Source organism: Polynucleobacter sp. QLW-P1DATA-2 (assembly GCF_001870365.1).
Lineage (GTDB): Bacteria > Pseudomonadota > Gammaproteobacteria > Burkholderiales > Burkholderiaceae > Polynucleobacter.
Map to the genome: position 1 here is coordinate 1 of NZ_LZMQ01000005.1, position 26124 is coordinate 26124.

Here is a 26124-nt window from a genome sequence, read left to right on the forward strand (position 1 = left end):
AAGCCAAGCGCTGCGCCACCAATACCAGTAATGCTCACCTGATTAGCAGTCAATCCGGTAGTAGCGTCATAAGTCTTATTGGCAGCTACGGTTGCTACTGCCTTACCAATCGTCAGGCCACCGTTGTTGTAGACCACGTTGTAGTTTGAAGCCAAGGTACCAGTGACTGGAGATACTGCTAAGTTATCAGCGTAAGCCGTATTGCTTGCATTAGTACCAGTACCGTAGCCGCTAATCGTAAAGTCATCACTGCCCTGACGGCCAACGATGCTAGCAGCACTATTGGTTTGAGCACTGCCGTTATAGGTCACGTTGGTGTTTACACCATTGACGGTTAAGGTGGCTACTCCAACCGTAGCACTGTTATTAGCGCCATAAGTAGAGCTTGGCAATACATAGTTCGCTGTTGCGCTAGTACCAGCACCACCAGCAGCCAAAGCTAAGGTACCTAAGTTGACATACTTATTAGCAGTAGTCACATTGGCATCGCTCAAGCTGGCATTACCTACCGTAAAGCCAAGCGCTGCGCCACCAATACCAGTAATGCTCACCTGATTAGCAGTCAATCCGGTAGTAGCGTCATAAGTCTTATTGGCAGCTACGGTTGCTACTGCCTTACCAATCGTCAGGCCACCGTTGTTGTAAACCACGTTGTAGTTTGCAGCCAAGGTACCAGTGACTGGAGATACTGCTAAGTTATCAGCGTAAGCCGTATTGCTTGCATTAGTACCAGTACCGTAGCCGCTAATCGTAAAGTCATCACTGCCCTGACGGCCAACGATGCTAGCAGCACTATTGGTTTGAGCACTGCCGTTATAGGTCACGTTGGTGTTTACACCATTGACGGTTAAGGTGGCTACTCCAACCGTAGCACTGTTATTAGCGCCATAAGTAGAGCTTGGCAATACATAGTTCGCTGTTGCGCTAGTACCAGCACCACCAGCAGCCAAAGCTAAGGGTACCTAAGTTGACATACTTATTAGCAGTAGTCACATTGGCATCGCTCAAGCTGGCATTACCTACCGTAAAGCCAAGCGCTGCGCCACCAATACCAGTAATGCTCACCTGATTAGCAGTCAATCCGGTAGTAGCGTCATAAGTCTTATTGGCAGCTACGGTTGCTACTGCCTTACCAATCGTCAGGCCACCGTTGTTGTAAACCACGTTGTAGTTTGCAGCCAAGGTACCAGTGACTGGAGATACTGCTAAGTTATCGGCGTAAGCCGTATTGCTTGCATTAGTACCAGTACCGTAGCCGCTAATCGTAAAGTCATCACTGCCCTGACGGCCAACGATGCTAGCAGCACTATTGGTTTGAGCACTGCCGTTATAGGTCACGTTGGTGTTTACACCATTGACGGTTAAGGTGGCTACTCCAACCGTAGCACTGTTATTAGCGCCATAAGTAGAGCTTGGCAATACATAGTTCGCTGTTGCGCTAGTACCAGCACCACCAGCAGCCAAAGCTAAGGTACCTAAGTTGACATACTTATTAGCAGTAGTCACATTGGCATCGCTCAAGCTGGCATTACCTACCGTAAAGCCAAGCGCTGCGCCACCAATACCAGTAATGCTCACCTGATTAGCAGTCAATCCGGTAGTAGCGTCATAAGTCTTATTGGCAGCTACGGTTGCTACTGCCTTACCAATCGTCAGGCCACCGTTGTTGTAGACCACGTTGTAGTTTGCAGCCAAGGTACCAGTGACTGGAGATACTGCTAAGTTATCGGCGTAAGCCGTATTGCTTGCATTAGTACCAGTACCGTAGCCGCTAATCGTAAAGTCATCACTGCCCTGACGGCCAACGATGCTAGCAGCACTATTGGTTTGAGCACTGCCGTTATAGGTCACGTTGGTGTTCACGCCATTGACGGTTAAGGTGGCCTTACCGATGGTCAGGCCGCCATTGTTATAAGTGACGTTGTAGTTCGAGGCTAAGGTGCCACCGACTGGGGTGAGCGCCAAGTTATCTGCATAAGCAGTGGTATTGGCGTTGGTACCAGTGCCGTAGCCGCTGATCGTAAAGGCATCGGTAGTGCCTTGGATACCAAGGATAGAGGCTGCGCTATTAGTTTGAGCGCTACCGTTGTAGTTCACATTGGTATTGACGCCATTGACCGTTAAGTTGGCCTTACCGATAGTCAGGCCACCGTTGTTGTAGACCACGTTGTAGTTTGCAGCCAAGGTACCAGTGACTGGAGATACTGCTAAGTTATCGGCGTAAGCCGTATTGCTTGCATTAGTACCAGTACCGTAGCCGCTAATCGTAAAGTCATCACTGCCCTGACGGCCAACGATGCTAGCAGCACTATTGGTTTGAGCACTGCCGTTATAGGTCACGTTGGTGTTTACACCATTGACGGTTAAGGTGGCTACTCCAACCGTAGCACTGTTATTAGCGCCATAAGTAGAGCTTGGCAATACATAGTTCGCTGTTGCGCTAGTACCAGCACCACCAGCAGCCAAAGCTAAGGTACCTAAGTTGACATACTTATTAGCAGTAGTCACATTGGCATCGCTCAAGCTGGCATTACCTACCGTAAAGCCAAGCGCTGCGCCACCAATACCAGTAATGCTCACCTGATTAGCAGTCAATCCGGTAGTAGCGTCATAAGTCTTATTGGCAGCTACGGTTGCTACTGCCTTACCAATCGTCAGGCCACCGTTGTTGTAGACCACGTTGTAGTTTGCAGCCAAGGTACCAGTGACTGGAGATACTGCTAAGTTATCGGCGTAAGCCGTATTGCTTGCATTAGTACCAGTACCGTAGCCGCTAATCGTAAAGTCATCACTGCCCTGACGGCCAACGATGCTAGCAGCACTATTGGTTTGAGCACTGCCGTTATAGGTCACGTTGGTGTTTACGCCATTGACGGTTAAGGTGGCCTTACCGATGGTCAGGCCGCCATTGTTATAAGTGACGTTGTAGTTCGAGGCTAAGGTGCCACCGACTGGGGTGAGCGCCAAGTTATCTGCATAAGCAGTGGTATTGGCGTTGGTACCAGTGCCGTAGCCGCTGATCGTAAAGGCATCGGTAGTGCCTTGGATACCAAGGATAGAGGCTGCGCTATTAGTTTGAGCGCTACCGTTGTAGTTCACATTGGTATTGACGCCATTGACCGTTAAGTTGGCCTTACCGATAGTCAGGCCACCGTTGTTGTAGACCACGTTGTAGTTTGCAGCCAAGGTACCAGTGACTGGAGATACTGCTAAGTTATCAGCGTAAGCCGTATTGCTTGCATTAGTACCAGTACCGTAGCCGCTAATCGTAAAGTCATCACTGCCCTGACGGCCAACGATGCTAGCAGCACTATTGGTTTGAGCACTGCCGTTATAGGTCACGTTGGTGTTTACACCATTGACGGTTAAGGTGGCTACTCCAACCGTAGCACTGTTATTAGCGCCATAAGTAGAGCTTGGCAATACATAGTTCGCTGTTGCGCTAGTACCAGCACCACCAGCAGCCAAAGCTAAGGTACCTAAGTTGACATACTTATTAGCAGTAGTCACATTGGCATCGCTCAAGCTGGCATTACCTACCGTAAAGCCAAGCGCTGCGCCACCAATACCAGTAATGCTCACCTGATTAGCAGTCAATCCGGTAGTAGCGTCATAAGTCTTATTGGCAGCTACGGTTGCTACTGCCTTACCAATCGTCAGGCCACCGTTGTTGTAGACCACGTTGTAGTTTGAAGCCAAGGTACCAGTGACTGGAGATACTGCTAAGTTATCGGCGTAAGCCGTATTGCTTGCATTAGTACCAGTACCGTAGCCGCTAATCGTAAAGTCATCACTGCCCTGACGGCCAACGATGCTAGCAGCACTATTGGTTTGAGCACTGCCGTTATAGGTCACGTTGGTGTTTACACCATTGACGGTTAAGGTGGCTACTCCAACCGTAGCACTGTTATTAGCGCCATAAGTAGAGCTTGGCAATACATAGTTCGCTGTTGCGCTAGTACCAGCACCACCAGCAGCCAAAGCTAAGGTACCTAAGTTGACATACTTATTAGCAGTAGTCACATTGGCATCGCTCAAGCTGGCATTACCTACCGTAAAGCCAAGCGCTGCGCCACCAATACCAGTAATGCTCACCTGATTAGCAGTCAATCCGGTAGTAGCGTCATAAGTCTTATTGGCAGCTACGGTTGCTACTGCCTTACCAATCGTCAGGCCACCGTTGTTGTAGACCACGTTGTAGTTTGCAGCCAAGGTACCAGTGACTGGAGATACTGCTAAGTTATCGGCGTAAGCCGTATTGCTTGCATTAGTACCAGTACCGTAGCCGCTAATCGTAAAGTCATCACTGCCCTGACGGCCAACGATGCTAGCAGCACTATTGGTTTGAGCACTGCCGTTATAGGTCACGTTGGTGTTCACGCCATTGACGGTTAAGGTGGCCTTACCGATATTGGCAACTAGTGGGGCTGTCAAGCCGGTAATCGCGTAGTTGCTATTACCAAGCGACATATTAGAGAGATCAACAGTAGTAGCAATACCGTCAGCTACGTTCTTCTGATTGAAGGTTGCTGTAGCAGATCCCAAGACCGTTGTAGTGTCAGAGCCCAGTAGACCGTTTGCTACTGCTGTACCCGCAACAGTCGCCGCATAGGTAGCATCATAGGTCTTGTTATTTACACTTAAACCACCAATCCTTACCGGCGCGGCATTAATAATGCCATTAGTACCCAATACCGAGCTGCTCACCACATAATTTGCCTTATCCGCACCACTCAGTGTGAAGTTATCTAAGATATATGAAAGCGATGTACCAACATTGGCACTTAATGCGGGATTTGCATGAAAATAATTACCAGCAGCGGTAATGAAAACTTTATCGCTACCGATTACATTACTTGCTGTCAGAGCCTGGCCACTGATAGTGGTGGTTGTGTCATACACCTTGCTTGGACTTGCTGGTGAATTCACGGTCAATGCCAACGGTGTAACAGAAAGCGTACCCGCCACTGCTAGCACTGGGTACGCTGTGTTGTAGTTGGTTGAATAACCTGCATTGGTGATCACGTTAGTGGAAGGCGTCACAACGTAATTACCAACATTTAAGAAACCACTGCTACTGTTATTGGCAGAAGTCAGGCTTGGTGGAATTACGCTAATGGTGTAATTACCCTGAGCTGATCCTGAACGACTATCTGTTGCTACCCAGGTATTGGCTGTTGAAGTTGGCGTGAGTGTCAGATTAACGATGTATGGCGCTGAGCAATCGCTACCAATTTGACAGTAGGAGGCTGAAGCAGAGGTATTTGCTGCCAAATTGCCGCTGGTTAGCGTTCCATATGTAATAGAGTTATTAGCAACCTTAATCAGCATCTGGCCATCAGGGATAATGGTGAATTTGCCGGTCACCGGAATAATGGTGTAGTTGGCTGCGCTTGCACTAGGCGTCAAGACATAATCCCCTGCTGTTTCGCCGGCAGGACGAGTTACCTGAATACTGGTTAGCGCATTAGATGCATTATCAGAGCCTTTAAATTGGCTTGGATCAATAACATAACCAAATGTAGGATCGGCATTTCCTCTGAACTTAGTATCGTCTGAGGCAATGATTGTTAGTGATGCACGCGTAATTGAGCCGCTACCGCTAATCGATAGCGGCAGAACGTAGTTACTTAAATTAGTACCACTCTTCGCAACATACTGGCTAGAAGTAAGGGAAGTATTTACAGCGCTTGCGCCAGCAACAGTTGCACTATCGTACTGGCCAGCAGTCTGAGTGATATAAGCACCCTCACCTGAAATAAAGCCAGTAAGCGTGTAGCTTCCTGCGTTTGAGTTTGTGCCAGAAGTCAATACTGCATTGGTTGTTGAGTCATATTCTTTAGTCTGCGCATTTATTGACACTGCAATATTCAAAGGTGAAATGGTCACGCTACCGGTGCTACTTGGCAAACGATAGTTAGCAGCTAATCCACCATGCAAACCATTGCCAAGAGTTAATCCAGTGGTATTTAGGTTATTGACTTCTGTAACGTTTGCGCTATTGGCAGTAGCGTTACCGGATATAGTCACGGTTTCATTGCCGATACCAGTAGCGACAGTAATTTGGTTCGCAGCAAAAGTGCGGCTGCCATCATATGGCTTTGTCGCGGCAACTGATAATGTCACTGGGTTAATGACATAGGCATTGCTTGAAGGATTACTAAAGACTATGTTGTAGTTACCTGCTGTGGTGGTGCCAACCAAGCTACCAGTAGTCAAGCTATAAGTTGCAGCATTTTTCACAACAGTGCTAGAGCTACCAGCAAAGTTCATACTGCCAGTAAATGTAACCGGTGTATTCAGGGTTGTATCCGTGTTTTTATAGCCACTTACAGTGTAGTTAGTAAAGTCTTGTGAATATACTGCTTTATCTAAGGTATTACCGTTATAGGCAATAGATACAGAATTTGGTGTCAATGTCAGGTTAGCTTGCGCAACAGATAAATTACCAGCAACATAACTAATCGAGTAGTTTGCTAAACCAGTACCAATGGCTGCACTTGGAACAATACCACCGGAATAAGTGCCGGCATTAGTAGTTGCCGCCACAGTATTTGCACTGTTATAAGAAAGTGTTACACCTGTAATCGAATCTCCTGTAAGCATCGAGCCTGACAGTGCATACGCACTAGTTCCAAGACTTACGGCTGTGCCGTAGGTGGTTGAAACGTCATTCGCAGTCACCGTCAATGCTTTCGCGTTAATCGTGGCGGTATTTTGAGTGGTGCCTGCTGTGGTGTTGTAAGCAGCAGTAATGGCGTAGTTACTCATGGAAGCAGTACCACCACTGATAGTGATACCAGTGACATAGTTAGTGCCGTTCGCTGAGACGTTGGCGCTATTGACGGTAGCGCTACTAATCGCAGTAATGGTTTCGCTATTGACTAGGCCGTTGGTTGTAAAGGCTGTTGGGGTAACAGTAGTTGAAGCACCATAAGTAGCAGTAAGCGTGATACCTAGGGCCGCCTTAGTAATATTGGCGCTAGCTAAAGTGGGCTGGGTTAGGCTGTAGTTACCAGCCGATGCACCGCCGATACTATCGTTTGCAGTAACCGCAATCGCGTTCCCTACTCCAGCCTGACCAAAGTTACCAGCCTGGGTCAAGGTCACAGTATCGCCACTAATGACACCTGCCAATAAGCCACCAGTCACGGTTGCCGTTCTAGTGCCGTCATAAGCTCTATTGGCAACAGTACTACCAGTCACCGTCAACGCTTTCGCGTTAATCGTGGCGGTATTTTGGGTGGTACCTGCTGTGGTGTTGTAAGCAGTAGTAATGGCGTAGTTGCTCATGGATGCAGTACCACCACTGACAGTGATACCAGTGACATAGTTCGTACCGTTATCAGCTACGTTGGCGCTATTGACGGTCGCACTGCTAATGGCAGTAATCGTTTCGCTATTGACTAGGCCGTTGGTTGTAAAGGCTGTTGGGGTAATCGTAGTGCTCTTAGCGTAGGTGCCAGTGATAGTGATGCCAAGAGGTGCTGCAGTCACTGTTGATGCTGCACCTGCATAGCTAATGTTGTAATTGCTTAAATTAGTACCTGATACCCCAGTCGGCATTGCATTATAGGTTCCAACAATTGCAGCATTGCCGACTGTTAAGACTGCTCCAGAGCCAACAGTTGTACCCGTCTTAAATGCTTGGGTCACCGATGAAACAGCATCAGTTGTTGCTACACCACCAATAGAGGTGACTAGACCAGAAACTATGTATTGTTGATTTGCGGCATAGCTCAAACCGTTATAGGTATAGGATTGTGCTGTATCCGTAATGGTGAGGTTAGCCTTAGTGATCGTATAGGTAGGCGCTCCAGATAAAATGACAGTAGCGCCGTCAGTAGCTGTCAAACTGCCACTTGTTAAAGGTGTGCTTGCTTGAACATTATTTGCATTAAGGTTGGATGCTCCAATTGTGCTGTTGAAGGTCAGTACTGTTAATGCGGAGCTTACGCTGAAGCCAAAAGTGGATGCGCCTGATATCGCAACACTAGTATGCGACTGCAACCAGCTTGTTGCGGCCGTAGAGTTATAGGCCGTGCCATAAGCCGCAGAGTAGTTTCCAGAAACTGTTGCAGTAATGGTATAGCTGAGGCTTTGACGGTAGTTGATGAAGTTTGTGCCGCTGACATAGTTTGTCGCGTTAGTAAAATTACCCCCTACTAGACCGTAACTCACATTCTTACTTGCATCTGCATTAGCAGAGGTGATGCCAAGGACATATTCCAGGGTTCCACTGTTGCCAGGATTGGTGCTTGGGGCCGCTACTGAAAAACCGATACCACCGGCAGTATTCGATAAGGTTCCAACAGAACTGATGGTTCCACCCGTAGTTGTGCCAGCTGCAATAGTCCAGCCCCCTGCGATACGAATACCATTTGAACCAGAGTTCGTCACATTGCCTACCGCAGCATTGGTAGTACTCTTAATCATGACACCAGTACCAGTAGTACCGGTATTGGTGATGGTACCAGCCAATGAAACTGCAGTAGCTGCAGTCGCCGTACCCAGAATTTGAGCACCACTTGCAGTGGCAATGGTGCCAGCAGAGCTAGAATAAATTGCTGCAGCCGCAGTAGAAATTCCAGTTAATGCGATTGAATTATTTGTCGTAGATAGCGCTGATGTAATACTGATGCCATAGTTAGAACCATTAGTGACGCCATTCACGGTAATGCCCTTTGAGTCATAAAGAGCATTATTGAGTGTGACACCTACAGCGGTAGTTGCATAGGTTGCTAAATTGCTGGCCGTGATATACCCAGTAGCCGGCGCTGATCCACCATATGTGTTATCCAGCAAGATATAGCCGGGCAATACGATAGATGCAGTTCCGATGGCGCCAGGGTTAATGGCAGAACCTGCAGACTTCATCGTGAAGTTAATGTCACTAGTAGAACCAGAGGTAACCGTTAACGCACCAGAAGCAATCGTAGATAAATTATTGCCCGATGTTGTGTTGTAAATAATATTAGCTACTGAGCCGCTAGTATTGGCGCTTAGGCTAATGGCGCCAGTTTGATTGATGATGTTGTTTGAGGTGAAGCTAATATTGGAACCACTAGCGCCAGTAATTGCACCTGACTGATAGATGCCGTTATCGTTACCAGCAGTAACTTCAGTACCCGTAATTGCAATACTGCCACCGACTGAGCCGCTATTAATGGTCAGTGCACCAGCCTGCACTATCCAACCATTAACAGCACCAGCTGCATAACCATTCATGGTGATGTTATTACCAGTGATAGTGGAAGCATTAGATGTGTAGATACCATAGTTGCTAGCTGTAATACCTGTCATTGCAACATTGCCATTGCTGCTATTAATCACTGCGCTGTAGTTGATACCTTGTGATGCATTAGTTGCACCATTGATGGTAATGTTGCCCGTACCATACAAAGCGTTATTAATAGTGGCTCCAACCACTGTAGTTGCATAGCTAGCAAGATTACTAGAAGTGATGTAACCAGTTGCAGGAGTTGTACCACCGTAGGTGTTGTCAATAGTAATCGTGCCAGGCAATGCTACCAATGCCGTACCAACTGCTCCAGGGTTAATGGCTGATCCAAGCGACTTCATTAAATAATTAATAGCCGATGAGGATCCTGATGTAACCGTTAACGCACCAGAAGTAATGGTGGATAACTTGGATCCACTTGTAGTGTCATAGATTACGTTGGCTGTAGTGCCACTGGTGTTGGCGGTTAAGCTGATGGCGCCAGCTTGATTAATAAGGTTGTTTGAGGTGAAAGTAAGGTTGCTACCACTTCCAGCAGAGATTGCGCCAGTTTGCGTGATCCCGGTATTGGCACCTGCTACCGTGTCGTTAGCAGTCACAGAAAGATTTCCACCACCAGCATTAATAGTGATGGCACCAAAAGAAGCGATGGTTGATGCTGTAGTAGCATTTGCTGTTACTGTCAGCGCGCTACCTGAAATTGCACCGGTTGCGGTGACAGCAGTACCAGTGCTTGAAGTGCCGTTAATGGTGATGGTGCCCGATGCACTTAATGTGCCAGTGTCATAGAAACCTCCGGTAACGCCATAAGCAGCAATGGCACTATTACCGGTGGCAAATACTGGTGTACCGGCTGTTGCAGCAGCTACCAAGGCCGATGTCGCATTAGTATTGGTTCCTGCAATACCACTCAGACTAGCGCCTTCGGCAACGATATTACCGCCAGTAGTGCGAATATTAATACCGGAGTCATAGATGCCGTAGCTTGCTGAAGCGCCGGAGTAACCAGCCAGAATAATATTCCCGCCGGTAGAGCTAATTGCCGGAGTAAGGCCGCCTACCGTGATGTATAAACTATTACCTGCTGTTGAATAACCAGCTAAAGAAATATTACCTCCAGCAGAAACTGAAGGTGATGCCCAGTCTAAGTAGAGACCTGCAATATTACCGGCGCCACTAATAGTGATAGCGCCATTTGGAGCACTAATTGGATTTCGGATATAAGTTCCTGCATAGCTTGCAGAGTTACTTATTCCGTTAATGGTGATATTGCCAGTTTCAGAAGTGACGCCACCGTTGGTGCCAGTATTGGTAATGGTTAGATAAGCACCAATAGTTGATAAATCAATACCCGTAATGCTGACTGAATTTTTTGCTCGTATGAGGTCGGAGTCATCATAAAGGGTAACGCCACCTGAAATATAAGGCGATGTCGTCGTGTTGTTTGCAGTACCGACCAAGGTAATGGCGCCGTTATAACTCCGAATCTGCTGGGAGGTGCCATTCATCAAGATGCCCTGCCAGGCACCAGCGCTATTTACGCCATTTGGTGTGCCGTTGGCATTGATGGTGATATCACCCCATGCACTCATGATGGATCCATTGCCATTCAACTGGAATCCCGTAGCAGCTGCACTCGTTGCAGTATTGCTTGGATTGGAATTGATCGTAATTGTTCCGCCACCGGTTGCAGATGCAGGCGTACTGTTATTCAGAGCGTACATGCTGCCGTTCCATGCGATACCATTTAAAGAGCTCACTGCAGAACCCGCTGCACCCGCTGTCGCAAAGACAGAGTTAGTAACAGCATTCGCGAGTGTGCCGGCAAGAGTCGCATTTCGGAAATCAATGCTGCCGTTATAGGCATAAATCGTATTAGCGATATCTGTATAAATGCCTGAGCTTGCAGCAGCATTAGCAGCAATAGTGATATTGCCATTGATTAAGGATGAGTTTGCTGAATTGGCGGCTAGTAAATATCCTGATGCATTGTTGGCCATGTGCAAGTAAACACCGTAACCAGCTGTGGAATAGCCAATTAAAGTAATATTTTGACCAGCAGCAACCGATCCGTACCATCCGTCAAAGGCAATGCCACCAGCAGAGCCTGCACCAGAAATCGTTACCGAGCCTAATGTGGCGATAACAGGCATGCGAATATAAGTACCGTAGTAGTTAGTACTATTAGAAACGCCTTTTAAATTGATATTGCCGGTATCGGACTTAATAAACCCGCCGGTACCAGACACATTAGTCAAATAGAGTCCAATACCGTTTGTTGAATTAGTGCCGGTACCGTTGATATTGAGATCACCGCTGGCGTGCACAATAGATGAGCCATCATAGAGCCCCACTCCATAGCCACCTACTCCGGTCATGGTGACCGTGCTACCTGCTGAAGTGACACCCACTGCGCTAGCAATATAAATGCCGTTATAGGATGAGCTTGAGCTACCTGTGCCGCTGATAGCAATTGCGCCAGTTGCATTTAAGTTGTTGCTGAAACTAATGCCTGTACCAGACGATGATGTCGCTGTCAGCGTAACTGCCCCACTACTATTGATACCAGCATACGCAATGGAATTGAGGGTGACAGAACCTACTGTTAAAGCAACTGAATCAACTAGGTTCAGAGCACCAATCGTAGTTGCGCTTACACCGCCGATAGTGGCAATCGAATTAGAGGTATTGGTTAATGTGTAGGAACCCGTTCCAACAAAGGCAATGCCGTTGGTAGAAGCGGAAATTGCGTTGCTAATAGTTAAACCACCTGAGCCACCGAATGAGAAGGCAGAGCCAACGGTGATTGCATTACCCAAGGTCACCGCAGTTGAGCCATTATTGGCAATCGCGCCAAGCGCTCCACCGCCATAGACAGTCAAACTATTAGCAATCGCATACCCGTGTACATCAACAGAACCTAGAGAGTTAACACCGGAACCAACTGTGATTGCACCTGTACCAAACGCAGTAGCACTTCCTGCCTGCGCAGTGCCTGCAATTACTGTTGTACCACCGCTATAAGAATTGGCATTAGAAAGCACCAAGACTGGGGTTGCAATTGTTGTGTAGCCAGTACCATTGTTATAAGTCAATGAAACTGGCCCAGAAATCACCCCAGCGATTGAGCTAGACGCACTCTTCGAATTAATGACTAAATTGAGGTTGGTGACATTACCAATCATGCTGACCGCACCAGTACCAGCATTAATGGTGAGCGATGTAGTTGTAATCACATTTGGAATAGAGAGTATGACTACACCTGAACTACCTGATTGAGATGGTGTAGTAGCGCCATCACCAGCACCTGAGCCAATATTGGCCGTTAGTACGCCAGTAGTACAGCTAGCGCCATTAGATGCACAACCACCAGCGCCATAAGTAACCAAAGATCCTGTGATGTTTGATGCAACACCAAGTCCACCTGCAGTAGAAGATCCAACTCCACCCGCACCACCGCCGCCTCCAGCACCACAATTTCCTGGGGCTGCGCAACCGGTCGAAGTGATACCGTATGCAGTACCCCTGCCACCAGCATTACCATTTCCGCTTGCAGACCCTACGGCGCTATTGGCAATACTTCCCAAGCCGCCAGCTGCTGAGATTGCAGCAAAAGAAGAGGTTCCACCATTGCCACCGTTGTAGCCAGATGAAGCAGTTGATGTCGCAGCAGGTGATGCAGCGGCCGCACTAATCGTCAGGGCTGTCCCCAAAGTTTGGCCCGCTCCACCAGCGCCAACAGTCACGCTATAAGAGCTTCCAGATACCAATGAGGTGCTGCCAGATAAAACCGCACCTCCTCCAGCGCCTGCGCCCCAGTAAACACTGCTCACACCTCTACTAGCGCCACCGCCACCACCAACAACCAAATACTGAGAAGAGCCTGATGTACCCGCCACGAAGGTATAAACACCGGTAGAGCTGTTATAGGCAATAGATGAGCCATCAGCAAATGTAGTTGCTGTACCTGTAGCGGTTCCTGCAGTTCCTGCGAAGTTATATGAACCGCCACCTAAGAACTGAATCACTTCAGTAATGGCTGCTGATGAAGCAACGCTGCTACTAAAAGTGACTCCACCAGTCGTCGAGTTAAGGGTAGTTGCTCCACCAACAAGCGCTGCGCCAGTATAGGTTTGTGCGCCATAAGTCGTTACCGTACCCAGCAGTGTGCTCGTACCGGAGACCGTCAGTGCGCTATTCGTTGTACCTGATGTTGTATTGGTGATGGAACTTCCCGAAGCCATTACTAAGGAGCCCAACGTTATAGTGCCCGCAGCCTGCAAATCCAATGTGCCAGATGAACCAATACTTAAAGGCCCAGCAGATGATCCACCCAAGCCATTAACACTAGTAACAATAATTTTTGAAGAATTACCAATAGTGGTTCCGCCAGAGTATGAGCTATTGCCCGACAGCGTAAGAGTGCCTGATCCTGCTTGAGTGACCGAACCAATACCGCTTATGGCATAGCCATAAGACAAGGCACCACTGAGGTTGAATGTCAAACTTCCATTGTTAGTTACAGCGCCCGATCCCAGTGCACCAGCTGTACTGCCAGCACCAATTTGCAAGGCAGCACCAGCATTAATCGTGGTAGCACCGTATGTATTGGCACCTGTCAAAGTGACAGTGTTAGTGCCAGCCTGAGTCAATGAGCCAGTTCCACTAATAGCGCCACTAACGGTAAGGTCGCCTGTAAGATTAAAGATCAATGTTCCGTTATCGGTAATTGCGCCAGTACCGATAGAACCCGAAGCGCCACCATTACCAATTTGCAAGGTAGCACCAGAATTGATGGTGGTTGCACCATAGGTATTGGTACCAGTCAAAATAATAGTGTTAGTACCGGCCTGTATGAATGAACCAGTGCCACTGATCGAGTTACTGATTGTGATGTTATTTGTCAGATTAAAGATTAACGTACCGTTATCGGTAATTGCCCCGCTACCGATAGATCCAGTTGTTCCCGCGTTACCGACTTGCAAAGTCGCACCAGTGCCAATCGTTGTTCCGCCAGAGTAGGTATTGGCGCCAGTTAACTTGAGAGTACCAGCACCGTTATATGTGAGTGATGTAAGACCGTAGATATTACCGCTAATGATGTTTGAGGCATTGGATGAAGTAATTGCGATCGACTTCAAATAGTTTGCATTTGCAGTCGCAGGATTCACATTATTGGTAATTGATACGTTTCCACTGCCAGCGTTGATAGCAAATGTATTGGAGGCATAGTAGGACAAGATCACTGTTCCCGCTGATCCATTGGCCCCATTGAGGGTCGTGCCATAACCACCACCACCACCACTTCCATAGCCCGACCCTGCGACAGCGGCAGAAGTAGTGCCAGCAATAATGTAAGTGCCGCCGTTGCCCCCACCGCCTTGGCCTCCGCTACCACCATATGCACCGCTAGATCCACCGCCTCCCGCACCGTAATAAACAGCGCTTCCGGTAATATTTGAAGCGAGACCAGGGCCACCATTTCCACCAGCTACTGCGCCAAGCGTGTAACTATTATTGCCAGCAGATCCTGGGCCGCCAGCACCACCGCCACCACCAGCTGCAGCAAGACTAGAAGGAGCTGCACCGCCGGCATTCCCTTGCCCAGAGGTACCTGAGCCACCAGAACCAGCGCCACCACCTCCAGCGCCGCCGCCTGATCCACCCGATAAACCGTTATTCGAGTAATAGGCGCCGCCACCACCACCAACAGCAGACACGTTCAAAGAAAGTGTGGTTTGGGTTAACTTAGAATCACCACCCGCACCGCCTCCAATCTGGTTGACATTGATACCGCTTCCTCCGGCGCCCACGATAGCTGTATAAGTCAGTGCGGTTCCGCCTGTAAAGGTACCAGCAACAACGCCGCCGCCGCCACCGCCGCCACCAATGTTTCCACCGCCGCCGCCACCGCCAGCTACAACCAAGTATTGAGCTTGGACGTTGACTGGGGCAAGCCAAGAATAAGCGCCAGCGGAATATGACAAGCTACCTCCACCACCAGGCAAAGAAATGGCAGAGGAGCTAACAGTGCCAGTGTAAGCAGAACCACCAACAGTATCGCTATAAGCACCAGATCCTGTTAATTGCAGAATATTAAGGCCTTGAGGAATGGTGATCGCACCATTTACTGTGACTGAACCATTGTTGCTATTGAGCGAAATGTTGCCAGCAATACTTAAATCACCACTCCAGAGTTGCCCGCTAGCCCCGTTTGTTGTGACAGAACCCATCAAAGTACTAGGACCAGATACTGAGATCGTAGATAAAGGAGTGGTGCCCCCTACTACTCCAGCAAACGTATTACTACCGCTTCCATTGGTAATAGTTAATGAGTAATTCGATCCAGTAACGCTATCGATAGTTGAGCTAAATGTAACTGGGGCTGCGGTAGCGGTAAGACTTGTGTTGGCTCCTAAAGTTACAGCTCCAGTGTAGGTTTGCAAGCCATTAGTGCTCACACTTCCACCCAAGGTGCTTGTACCCGCTACGGTTAAAGCACTATTCGCGGTGGAATTAATAATAGATCCACCAGAAGCAATGGAGAGTGCTCCCAGGGTGACAGTACCAGCATATTGAAGATCAACAATGCCTGCTGCACCAATGGTTAGCAGGCCACCTGTTGAACCCCCCAAGGCATTTGGATTGCTCAATACCAAAGTACCAGCATTCTCATTGACCGGACCGGTAAACAATGTATTTGGATTCGAAATCGTTAGAACGGATGTGCTGGTATCTTTAGTAAGAGTACCCGCTCCTGAAATTGCACCGGAGAGCGTTTGCGCAGCAGATGAGGAATATTTGAAGGTTGCGCCTGTGGCGATGCTGATGTTTCCAGCATAAGAGCCGCTGCCAAGGGTGCCCGATGATCCGATTTGCAATGTACCGCTGTTAATCGTCGTGTTGCCGCTGTATGAGTTCGCGGCATTCGAGAGAATAACGGTACCGGTATTGCTGCCTGCATTAACCGTTAGTGTGTTGGAGCCAGATATCACTCCCGCAACAGTTAATGTGTAACTTGTGCTGGCATTACTGATAGAGCCGCCACTAGAGCCGATCGCGATACCGCGGTTTGCGCCAATCGAGAATGCGCCAGTTTGACCGCTGGCCAACAATCCGCCGCCGTTAATAGTGACGTTAGTCGCTGCTGAGCTTGGTACAGCACCTAAATTTCCATCAGAGCTAACTTGCACTGTGCCAGCATTAATAAATGTGCCGCCAGAATAGGAGTTAGCTCCGCCAAGCGTCACAACCCCAGTATTCGAGTTGGTCAAGCTAAATGCGCCACTAATGACGCCATTCAAAGTGATGTTACCTGTGCCGCCAATATAAGAATTGGCTGCCAGCACGATATCTCTAGTGGTTGAATAGCTCATCGTTACAGTAGCTGCCGTACCTGAACTATTGGCAAGCGTACCGCCATTGAGCTGAATAGCATAACCTGTGACACCGCCATCAATCCAACCCACACCATTTAGATCGAGTGTTCCACCGCTATTGACTACAAACGTATAGCCATTCGTTGTGGCTTGCGGGAATCCGCCTGTCGATAAGAGCTTGTAGGTACCGCCATTATTAATAATGAAGGCAACCGTCTTTGTGCTCGAGCCAGATGATGTATTCGCTAAGGTACCAGCATTGACTGTTGTATTACCAGTGTAAGTATTCGCGCCACCTAGTGTCGTAGTGCCTGTGCCAGCCTGAGTAACCGTACCGGTACCAGAAATAATATTGTTATCAATAAGAGCATCACTACGGTTATAAACGAGCGCAGAATTATTATTAATCGCTACCCCACCCGTACCCAGATTACCGGTGGTGCCACCTGCGCCAACCTGTATGGTGCCAGCAGAAATAGTAGTGCCGCCAGTGTATGTATTAGCCCCAGTGAGAATGAGCGTACCGGCACCAATCTTAGTGAATAAGCCTGCAGTGCTATTTGAGTTTTCCATTAAGGAGCTGATAGTCAATGAAGTGGCACTCGCTACACTGATGGTTAGACCAGTGTTGTAGATCGCTAGCGCGCCTCCAGTAATAGTGTTACCAGAACCGGTCGAGTTGATGGTAAGTCCTTGAACAGAAATCGATCCCCAGGTGTCGCCCGCTCCAGCAAGACTGACTGTTGCATTTCCATTAAGGTTTAGCTGAGAACCTGCAGCCATTGTTTGACCGATTCCGCCCGTGCCTATTTGGGTATTAGCGAAAGTTCCGTTACTAATGGTGATGACACTGGCGGCATTAATGCGGTTGTAGCCACCGCCGGTTACAGCAAGCGTGCCGTTACCTGAAATACCAATAGAGGTGGTTGCTAATGTGCCGCTCAGATTAACGGTAGCCGCACTAACTGTCATGGCACCTGTAAAGGCTTTGGCTGTGGTTAAAGCAATCGTTCCTGTATTCGCGCTGGTACCAAACTGAATGGCGTTCGCACTACCACCAGTCATTGTTCCAGATAAAGTTAAGGTATTGGCTGAGCCATTGACTGCGATGACACCACCGCCCGTTCCTAAAACAATATTATTGGCAAGAGTTACGCTATTCGCTGTATCTAGAAGAGTACCGCCATTGGTTAATGTGACAGTATTTCCACTGGGTAAATTGGTTTGTGCGCTGACACTTAAAGTGCCATAGTTCACAGTCGTACCGCCACTAAATGCATTTGAGGTGTTGGATAGAATTACGGTACCTGTATTAGTGGCATCACCAATATTGATGCCAGCAGTTCCACTAACGATATTGCTTAATGTTAGCGTCGAACCTGAGGTTGCCGAAATCGTTCCACCATAGACAGTCAATGTATTGGCAAGCGTGAAAGAGGAATTGGCTAATAAAGTACCTGCGTAGAGATTCAGGTTAGTAACCGTGCCGCTACTCGGCGCATAAACGATCGATCCAGTGTACGTGCTGGTGGTGGATGATCCGCCAAGATTAATGGTGGTGCCGCTAATCATGGATCCGCTCAGCGTCAAGGTTGCGCCACTGACAACCTGAATATTTCCGCCAGTACCACTGGCAATAATGTTCTTACTGGTGGTGAAAGAGGATGAAGCAAGTAGGTTACCCCCAATCAACCAAATAGGGCTACTACCTCCAAGATTTCCGTCACCGCTAACCTGCAGAGTACCGCCATAAATCTGGGTGCCACTACCATAGGCGTACGTATTCGCTCCGCCAAGGGTTAAAGTGCCTGAACCTTGCTTGATGAGCGTGCCACCGTTACTGGATAACGCGCTACCCAATGTGACTGACTGGCCATTGGTATCAATAATGTACGTTTGGAATATTGCATTGCTAAAGCGACTCGAATAATCAGTGGTGTTACTAGAGCTGTACTGCAAAATACCGCCCCCAGTAACCGAGCCAGAATTATTGCCAAAGGTAATGGTTCCAGTGCTACCAATCGCATTTGCAGAGCCAAGATTCAGCGTTCCCGCATTTAGTATGGTGCCGCCTGTATAGCTATTATTGCCGCTCAAGGTTAATGTGCCTGAACCAGCTTGAGTCAGAGTGCCTGAGCCGGTAATATTATTAGCATCAGTAATAGCATCGCTTCTATTGAAGATCAGCGCAGCATTATCAGTAACGCCGCCAGTACCTAAGTTTCCGGTTGTACTTCCTGCGCCAACTTGAAGAGTACCGCCAGAGATCGTCGTGCCACCGCTGTAGGTATTGGCACCGGCTAGAGTGAATTTTCCGGAGCCGTTGTAAATTAAATTAGTTACACCACTAATCACTCCGCTACTGCTTTGAGCTGAGGAACTTGAGCTTGATGTAATTGTTAAGCTGGTGAGCTTGCTTGATGAACCGATCGACACCGCCCCACTACCTGCATTAATAGTTAATGCATTAGAAGGCAAAGCCAAAATAGCTGTTCCACCTACGCCCGAACCAGCAGTGCCCGTGCTGTAAGAGCCTCCACCGCCAGAACCATAATTGGTACCAGAGACACCATTACTTGTGGCATTACCATTGCCCGGGGCACCATTACCTGCGCCAGTTCCACCAACACCAGCAGTACCACCGCCGATACTATATCCAGACCCGCCGCCGCCGCCAGAACCATAAACATAAGATGTGCCGGTGATAGAACTTGTATAGCCATTACCGCCGTTTTCATATGAGCAGGAAGAACCGCAGCTGTTGCTTCCGCCGTATCCACCGGCACCACCATTGGCATTACCTGCTGCGCCACCAGACGAATAGAATAAAGTTGAGTTAACTGTTATTAGACCAGTAATACCACCGCCTCCACCTGCCGCCGTAACCGTGCCCCCAGATAAACCACTCAAGACGGTATTTCCCCCAGTTCCACCATTTGCTACAACACCTCCTGAAGCGCCAGCACCAGCATTACCAATAGTGACGCCATAGTTGGTACCAGTCGCTAAAGAGGTGTTTGAATTCGTAATTACAGCGCCACCGCCACCGCCACCGCCACCGTTGTAGCAAGCACAACCAATAGAACCGCCGCCGCCGCCGCCAACAACTAAATACTGCATGCCTGATAAAGGCACTACGGTAGAGACTGAGAACAAGCCTGTGCCACTAGTCGTCACAATCAAACCAGCCTGAACGGCTGCTGCAGATGCAGCTGTTGAAGTGCCATTTAGCAAGTAGTTAGTTGCAGCGTAAGTAAATTGGAAAATTGCACCGGTTGAAATAGCACCAGTAATCGTCACTCCACCACTGCTGCTGCTCAATGTTGGTGAGCTACCTGCCACATACAATGCGCCTGCATATGTTTGTGAGCCAGCCGTAGTTACCGAGCCTATTAACACGGTGGATGCGGTGCTACTGCTGAAATTGAGAGATGATAGAGATACAGATCCTCCAACATTGCCACCCAACACAATAGAACCCGTTCCACTAGCAACCGTTAACGACTGCGAACCAGATGCCGTTCCGTCTACAGCCCCAGCAAAAACTACAGCACTATTGGTAGTTGTAAGCGTAGTATTAGCACCCAAAGTAACTGCACCACTATAGGTTTGGTAGCCGGCAGTATTAATAGTGCCGGCCAGAGTGCCTGTACCAGTAACAGTTAAATTTGAAGTATTTGCGGTGTTGGTGATACTTGATCCAGCAACCATACTCAAGTTAGAGCCCAAGGTAACTGTGCCGCCATATGAAAGATTTAGAGTGCCGGAGGAACCAATACCTACAGCTCCAACACCCAAGGCATTACCACTAGACGCGCTAAGCGTACCCGCACTAATGGTGGTGCCACCGCTATAGGTATTAGCACCCTTAAAGATTACTGTGCCCAAGTAACCAGTGCCACCAACTTGCACTCCAGCCGCATTACTACCTGTTCCATCTGCGATGATGCCGGCAATCGTTAAGGTGTTGCTATTGGAGTTTGTGATTTGACCGATGTAATCAACTAAGGTACCTGCAACACCAGCAATCTTGGTTAGGTTGATAGCGCCGTATTCGATTGCTGAACCACTTGCTGCAGTAGCACTATTAATTAAGCTCGCTTGGCTAGCGCCTGTCCCGGTACCAGCCATCGTAATCGCTGGTACGTTACTGGTTTGAGTGCTAGTTCCAAAGTTATAACCATTGAGATCTAAAGTAGCGCCGGCATTAATGGTGATATTGCCAGTACCAATTGGGGAGCTAGTAACTGCGCTAGTAGTGGTGACATAAGCATTGCCAAACTGGAGGGTGCCACCTGAAACGGTGGTGTTACCGGTATAGGTATTAGCACCAGAGAGATTAAGCACTCCAGAGTTATATCCACTTGCAGAGTTCAGTGCCACAGATCCCGATCCAGAAATAATTCCGGTTACCTGGCTTGCGTTTGAGGTTGAGTTAATTGTGAGACTAGATAGGCCAGTCACCGCAGCAAGACTGACTGCACCACTGCCCGTAGTAATTGTTAAGCCAGATGTAGTACTAAATTTAAATACGGCTATTCCAGATCCACCAGTACCGCCAAGCTGATTCGTCATGCCACCCGCACCGCCTCCACCGCCACCGTAATTGGAGGCAGCATTACCGCCTGCACTTCCACCGCTACCATTATTACCACCAGTACCGCCATTACCAGCATAGGTGCCGCCGCTACCCTGATTTCCACCGTTCATGTGTGGGATATCACCGGCACCGGCACCACCCCCACTACCATAAACAGCGGAGCTTCCAGTGATATCAGTTGTAAGGCCTGCCCCACCATTGCTAGCTGTTGATCCATTTGCTGAAGTGCCGACCGCTGTTGCTCCGCCGCCGCCGCCGTTACCTCCTCCAACACCATTCGTACCCGTACCTCCGTTATAGCCGTACGCGGTCAATCCAGATGGGCACCCGGAGCAGGAAGTAACCCCACCAGGATTATGTGTACCACCATATGCATTTCCACCGCCACCCGATCCTCCTGAAATACCTGTTGAAGAGCCCCCACCGTTACCTTCACCACCTGCACCACCGCCATATACAGTGATTGTTGCACCGCCAGTAATAGTTGTATTGCCACCATTGCAACATGCATTTGTAGTGCTAAATGAACTAATACCCCCCGCTCCTACAGTAACCACATAATTGGTGTTAGCTGTTAGCTGCATCGTGCCAGATGCAACACCACCACCACCACCACCACCACCACCCTCATATCCACCGTTGGAGACAGCGCCACCAGATCCGACCACCAGCCACAAGAAGTGTGGAAACAGAACTCAATGTCAGACTGCTAGAAGGCGTGAATGTGTAATTAGTTCCGCTCCAAGAAATTGAACCTAACATGCCTAACGAAGAGGCTGAGGAACTGGCGGAGTAAGTAATTGCATTGAAGAGATAACTACTGCTTCCCAAAAACTCTAAAACAGTGGGCTGAGTTGTAATGCTGCCAGTAACCGTTACACCTGCATTACTTGTTTGCAATACGATAGATGGCATGCCAAGAACAACGTTGCCAGTGTAGGTCTGACTACCCATTGTTGTAACGTTGTTATTGATATAGATCGTTGTTGCAGTAAGTGATAGCGCAGCTGTTCCACTTGAAGCGCTAATTAATCCATTAATAACGATGGCGCTGGTAGAGCCAGATCCTGAAATGGAGTTTGAGCCAACACTTGTTGAAGCATTTGTAGCGTTGATCGTGACGGCTGTTCCAGCATTTAGAGCCGTGTTAATGTAGCCAGCCTCAGTACTTCCAATGATGTATGTATATGGATCTATTAACCACATTCCCCCTCTACCTGCTTTAATACTTGCGAGCATAGAAAGGGTTGCGCCGGAGGTTTCTACTAAACCACCCGCGGTCGTATTACTTAGGTTGGTTTGAGATGCATTAATAGTAGTTAATGCATCTAAGCTCGTATAAATAGAAAACGGCAATGTGCTGTTATTAGCATCATTGCCGATTAAGATTGTTCCGCCTTGAATAAAGCCACTCGCTTCTACTGTTGCACCTGAGAGAATGGTTTGATTGAAAGTTGAAATACCAATGCTACCGCCGCGACCACTGCCGCCGTTGGTCTGAATCAATGAATCAAAGAGGCTCAAATTCCCCGCACGAGAGAGGATTCGGATGCTGCCGCCGTCCGTTGTACCGTTTGCGTATAAACCACTATTGACAATAACTGAATCTTGTGAAACATCAATAGATATGGTGCCTCCAGGGCCGTTCGAACCATTCGTTTGAATGGTGGCACCGCCATCAAATTGGGCATTATTTGCAGAAAGCGCAAAAGAGCCACCGTTTGCGCCATTGGCGCTGATCGCTCCTGAGAGGTGTAAATCACTAGTTGTCAGAGTGATTAAGCCACCGGGGCCATTGTTGCCGTTGGCCTGAATCAGAGACCCGCTTTGAGCATTTAATGCTTGAGCAGTCATGTTGATATAGCCACCGGTAGTGCCATTTGCCTTGATTTCTGCAGTGCTGTAGAGATTAATCTCCCTAACGGCATTCAGATTGATCACATTGGTCTGATTATTGGCAGTAATTGGGGTGCTGATGGACGCATCATTAGCTGCAGTTGTTGAGTACACAACATCCAGTGCAGTTGTGGCGTTATTTTGCGCTGTTAAGAACGCAGGCAAGTCTTCCTTACGAATAACATTGCCGTTAAATGTCACCGATGTATTGGTGTTTGTGTTGCTGTTTGTATTGGTGTTCGTTGCAACATTTAAACCACCAGATACGTATATCGCTTGTGCAAGTAATTGAATCGCTGCACCCAGTGTTGTTGAGCTCACTGCATTGATGTTTCCGTTTGCATAAACACTTTGTGCTTGCACCGTCACTTGTGTTGCCGTGATTGTTGTGCCAACGTTCAGATATGCAATTGAACTGTTAATGATCACGTTCAAATTTTGTCCGCTAATGTCAGCGTTCAAATTAAAAATACCAGATGACGTTAATGTCAGTGTTGTTTGTGTAAGACCTTGCTTCAGAATATTTGCGCCACTAGCAATCGTAAGATTGCCACTACCCGCTTGCGTACAGCCACCAAGGCTTGGGCAGACATTGCCATTCACAGCAATGCTGACGTTGTTGTTTGCAAGAGCAAGTGAAATGACATTTGCAGCAGATGCGTCAATGATCAAATCAATTGGATCTAGGAACCACAAACCTGATTTACCTTTTGCAGCGCTGGTATCAACAACCAATTTTGGCGCAAGGTTGACTACACCCTTTGAACTAGTTTCTATAAATCCACCATTGCCGTTTATTGCACCACCAATTGCTTTGAGTGTTCCAGCAACAGTCGTTTTAACTTGCGACCAAATCGCGATAGATCCTGCATTACCGTTTTGAGTTGCAGACACGTCAATCACAGCGCCCCGCTTCACGGTCACAGTGTTTGCCATTTGTTTTGTGTTCGCTGCTTGTGCTGCATTACTTGCAACGACTGCTTGATTTTGTTGTGCTGTATTTGCACTAGGCGTTTGCGCATTGACTTGCGTACCACCAGAAGCTTGGGTTTGCGCTAAACCAACATTCACCTGTCCGCCACCAGCTGTGCCAGTTGCTGTCGTAGAGGATTTCTTAGTGATCTTGATATCGTTTGCGACAAGATTGACTTGACCGCCTTTGCCATTAGTTGCAGAGCTATTGGCCTCAACTGTGCCTGCCTGGGTGACATTATTGGCAACCAGCTCAATGACACCACCGTTGTTGACCATGGAGGAGGCAGATATCTTGCCGGTGTTTTTTACCACTGAACTCATCAGCTGGTTAGCCGCTCCTGCGGCGAGGACAATCAGGCCCCCATTAGCCTCAACTACCCGCTTATTGACGATGAGGGCTTTCAGGGTCGCCTTATCTACCGTAACGCCAACCAAACTGTGATTGCCCTGGAAATTAAGGGTCACTTGGTCGCCAGCAGCCATGGCAATGCTGCCACCCGCCCTGGCTAGGACATAACCCTGGTTTTGGACCTCTGGAGCCAGCAAAGCGATAAAGCCATCAGGCTCATTGGCCTGAATCGAGCCTTTATTGATGATTTTGCCGGTTCCGTTGCCGTTATAGGTGGATTTACCGTCCATAAAGTCTTTATCAGCGATGTTCATGGTGCTGGCCGTAACGGCTGCAGCATCTACCTGAGCACCCCTACCAAAAACTACGCCATTTTGGTTCACCAGGACGATTTGGCCATTGGATTTGAGGGCTCCATCGATCTGAGAAGCGCTAGTGCCAGTAACTCGATTCAAAGTCGCTGAATTTGCACCTGGAGTATTGATGTTTACAGAGGCATTTTTACCAATGTTAAAGCTATCCCAATTAATCACTGCACGTTGCGTGCTTTGATTGATGGTCATGGTATTGGTTGTCTGTGAAATCGATGCAGAACCTGCCACTACCTTTCCGTTGGTTGGCAATGCATTGAGTGGCTGGGCCACCACATATTCACATTGGAATGCAATTAAAACGAAAAAACTCAAAATGGCTTTTGGTTTGATTTTGGAGATGCTTTGTAATTTGAAATTGGAAGACAGGGTCACTCGAGCAAATTTCTTCTTCAAAACACGATCTTGGAAAGATTGGACCAAGAGTATTAAAGCATCAAAAATACAAATCGTATTTTGGGTGATATCTTGAACCGCAACGACCGAAGAAAACATCTCAAGGGATGAGAAGAATTTTGCAATCTTTCGGGTCGGTGATTTGGCGGTATTTTGGAGTAATTTCTTAACCGCTTGCGTGCGCGCAAGCAAGGCAACTCCCTTGCACATTTGCGTGTGCAAATGAACGCTACCTTGCGAGAGAATTTTTTTCAGTAGTACCAAAATATTTTTTACAAATGGTGTGTGTTTTTCATCTATACGAATCTGCGTTAAACCCTTTGTACATATAGAAAACACCGCAGCAGGTATTTTAAATAAAGCATTTTTTGAAAGCAAATATTGAAGTTGTCAAGCCCTGGAAGCCCCGTCAAATCAAGACCCAGTTTTAGAGCAATTCTCTAGATATCGCTTTTGAGAGGAAATCGCCCTTTTATGGGCTAAAGACGCAATTCCGCTATCAGAGCCATATGGGGGCATTATTTTTAAAAAAATACGCTCGTATTTTTGTCCAATTGAAGAAATAAAGCGGGTTTATTTCAGTAGAAAAATGGAATGGAGCTGGCTCTATTTGAGCGAGAAAAAAGAATGTTGATTCTCACTCAATGTGTATTTAAAAAGTGCCATTTTTGTGTCATTTTTATTGGCTATTTTTAAGTGTTTTTTGAGTTCACTAAGTGGGTTTTATCTGCCCCAAAATACCCATCTAACTTTTCCCAAATTGGGAAAAGATTTCCGCCTAAAAAGAATCGGTTTGAGCCGTCTTGAGAGTTTTCATCTTTGACCACCCACCCGATTTTGATAAACCAATCCAGTGATTAGCCAGATCATTTTTTTGCATTCTGAATGGAAAAAAGATTCTTAGAATTTTGACTTAC

General features: G+C 47.8%; 3 protein-coding genes. All 3 read right to left on the bottom strand.

Annotated elements, in window-relative coordinates:
• Positions 1-950 (bottom strand): YDG domain-containing protein (locus A9236_RS09475; protein ID WP_201721755.1); only part of this gene is annotated, 950 nt, incomplete at its 3' end.
• Positions 925-21888: an autotransporter-associated beta strand repeat-containing protein gene (locus tag A9236_RS11335; protein WP_071467861.1), complete on the bottom strand. Its 20964-nt coding sequence runs from the start codon at positions 21886-21888 to the stop codon at positions 925-927. The genes A9236_RS11335 and A9236_RS09475, both read right to left, overlap by 26 nt.
• Entirely contained in the window at positions 21848-25546 is a 3699-nt protein-coding gene (locus tag A9236_RS09485; protein ID WP_143070628.1) for a filamentous hemagglutinin N-terminal domain-containing protein, read from the bottom strand. Before A9236_RS09485 ends, A9236_RS11335 begins: the two co-directional genes overlap by 41 nt.
• Positions 25547-26124 lie beyond the last annotated feature (578 nt).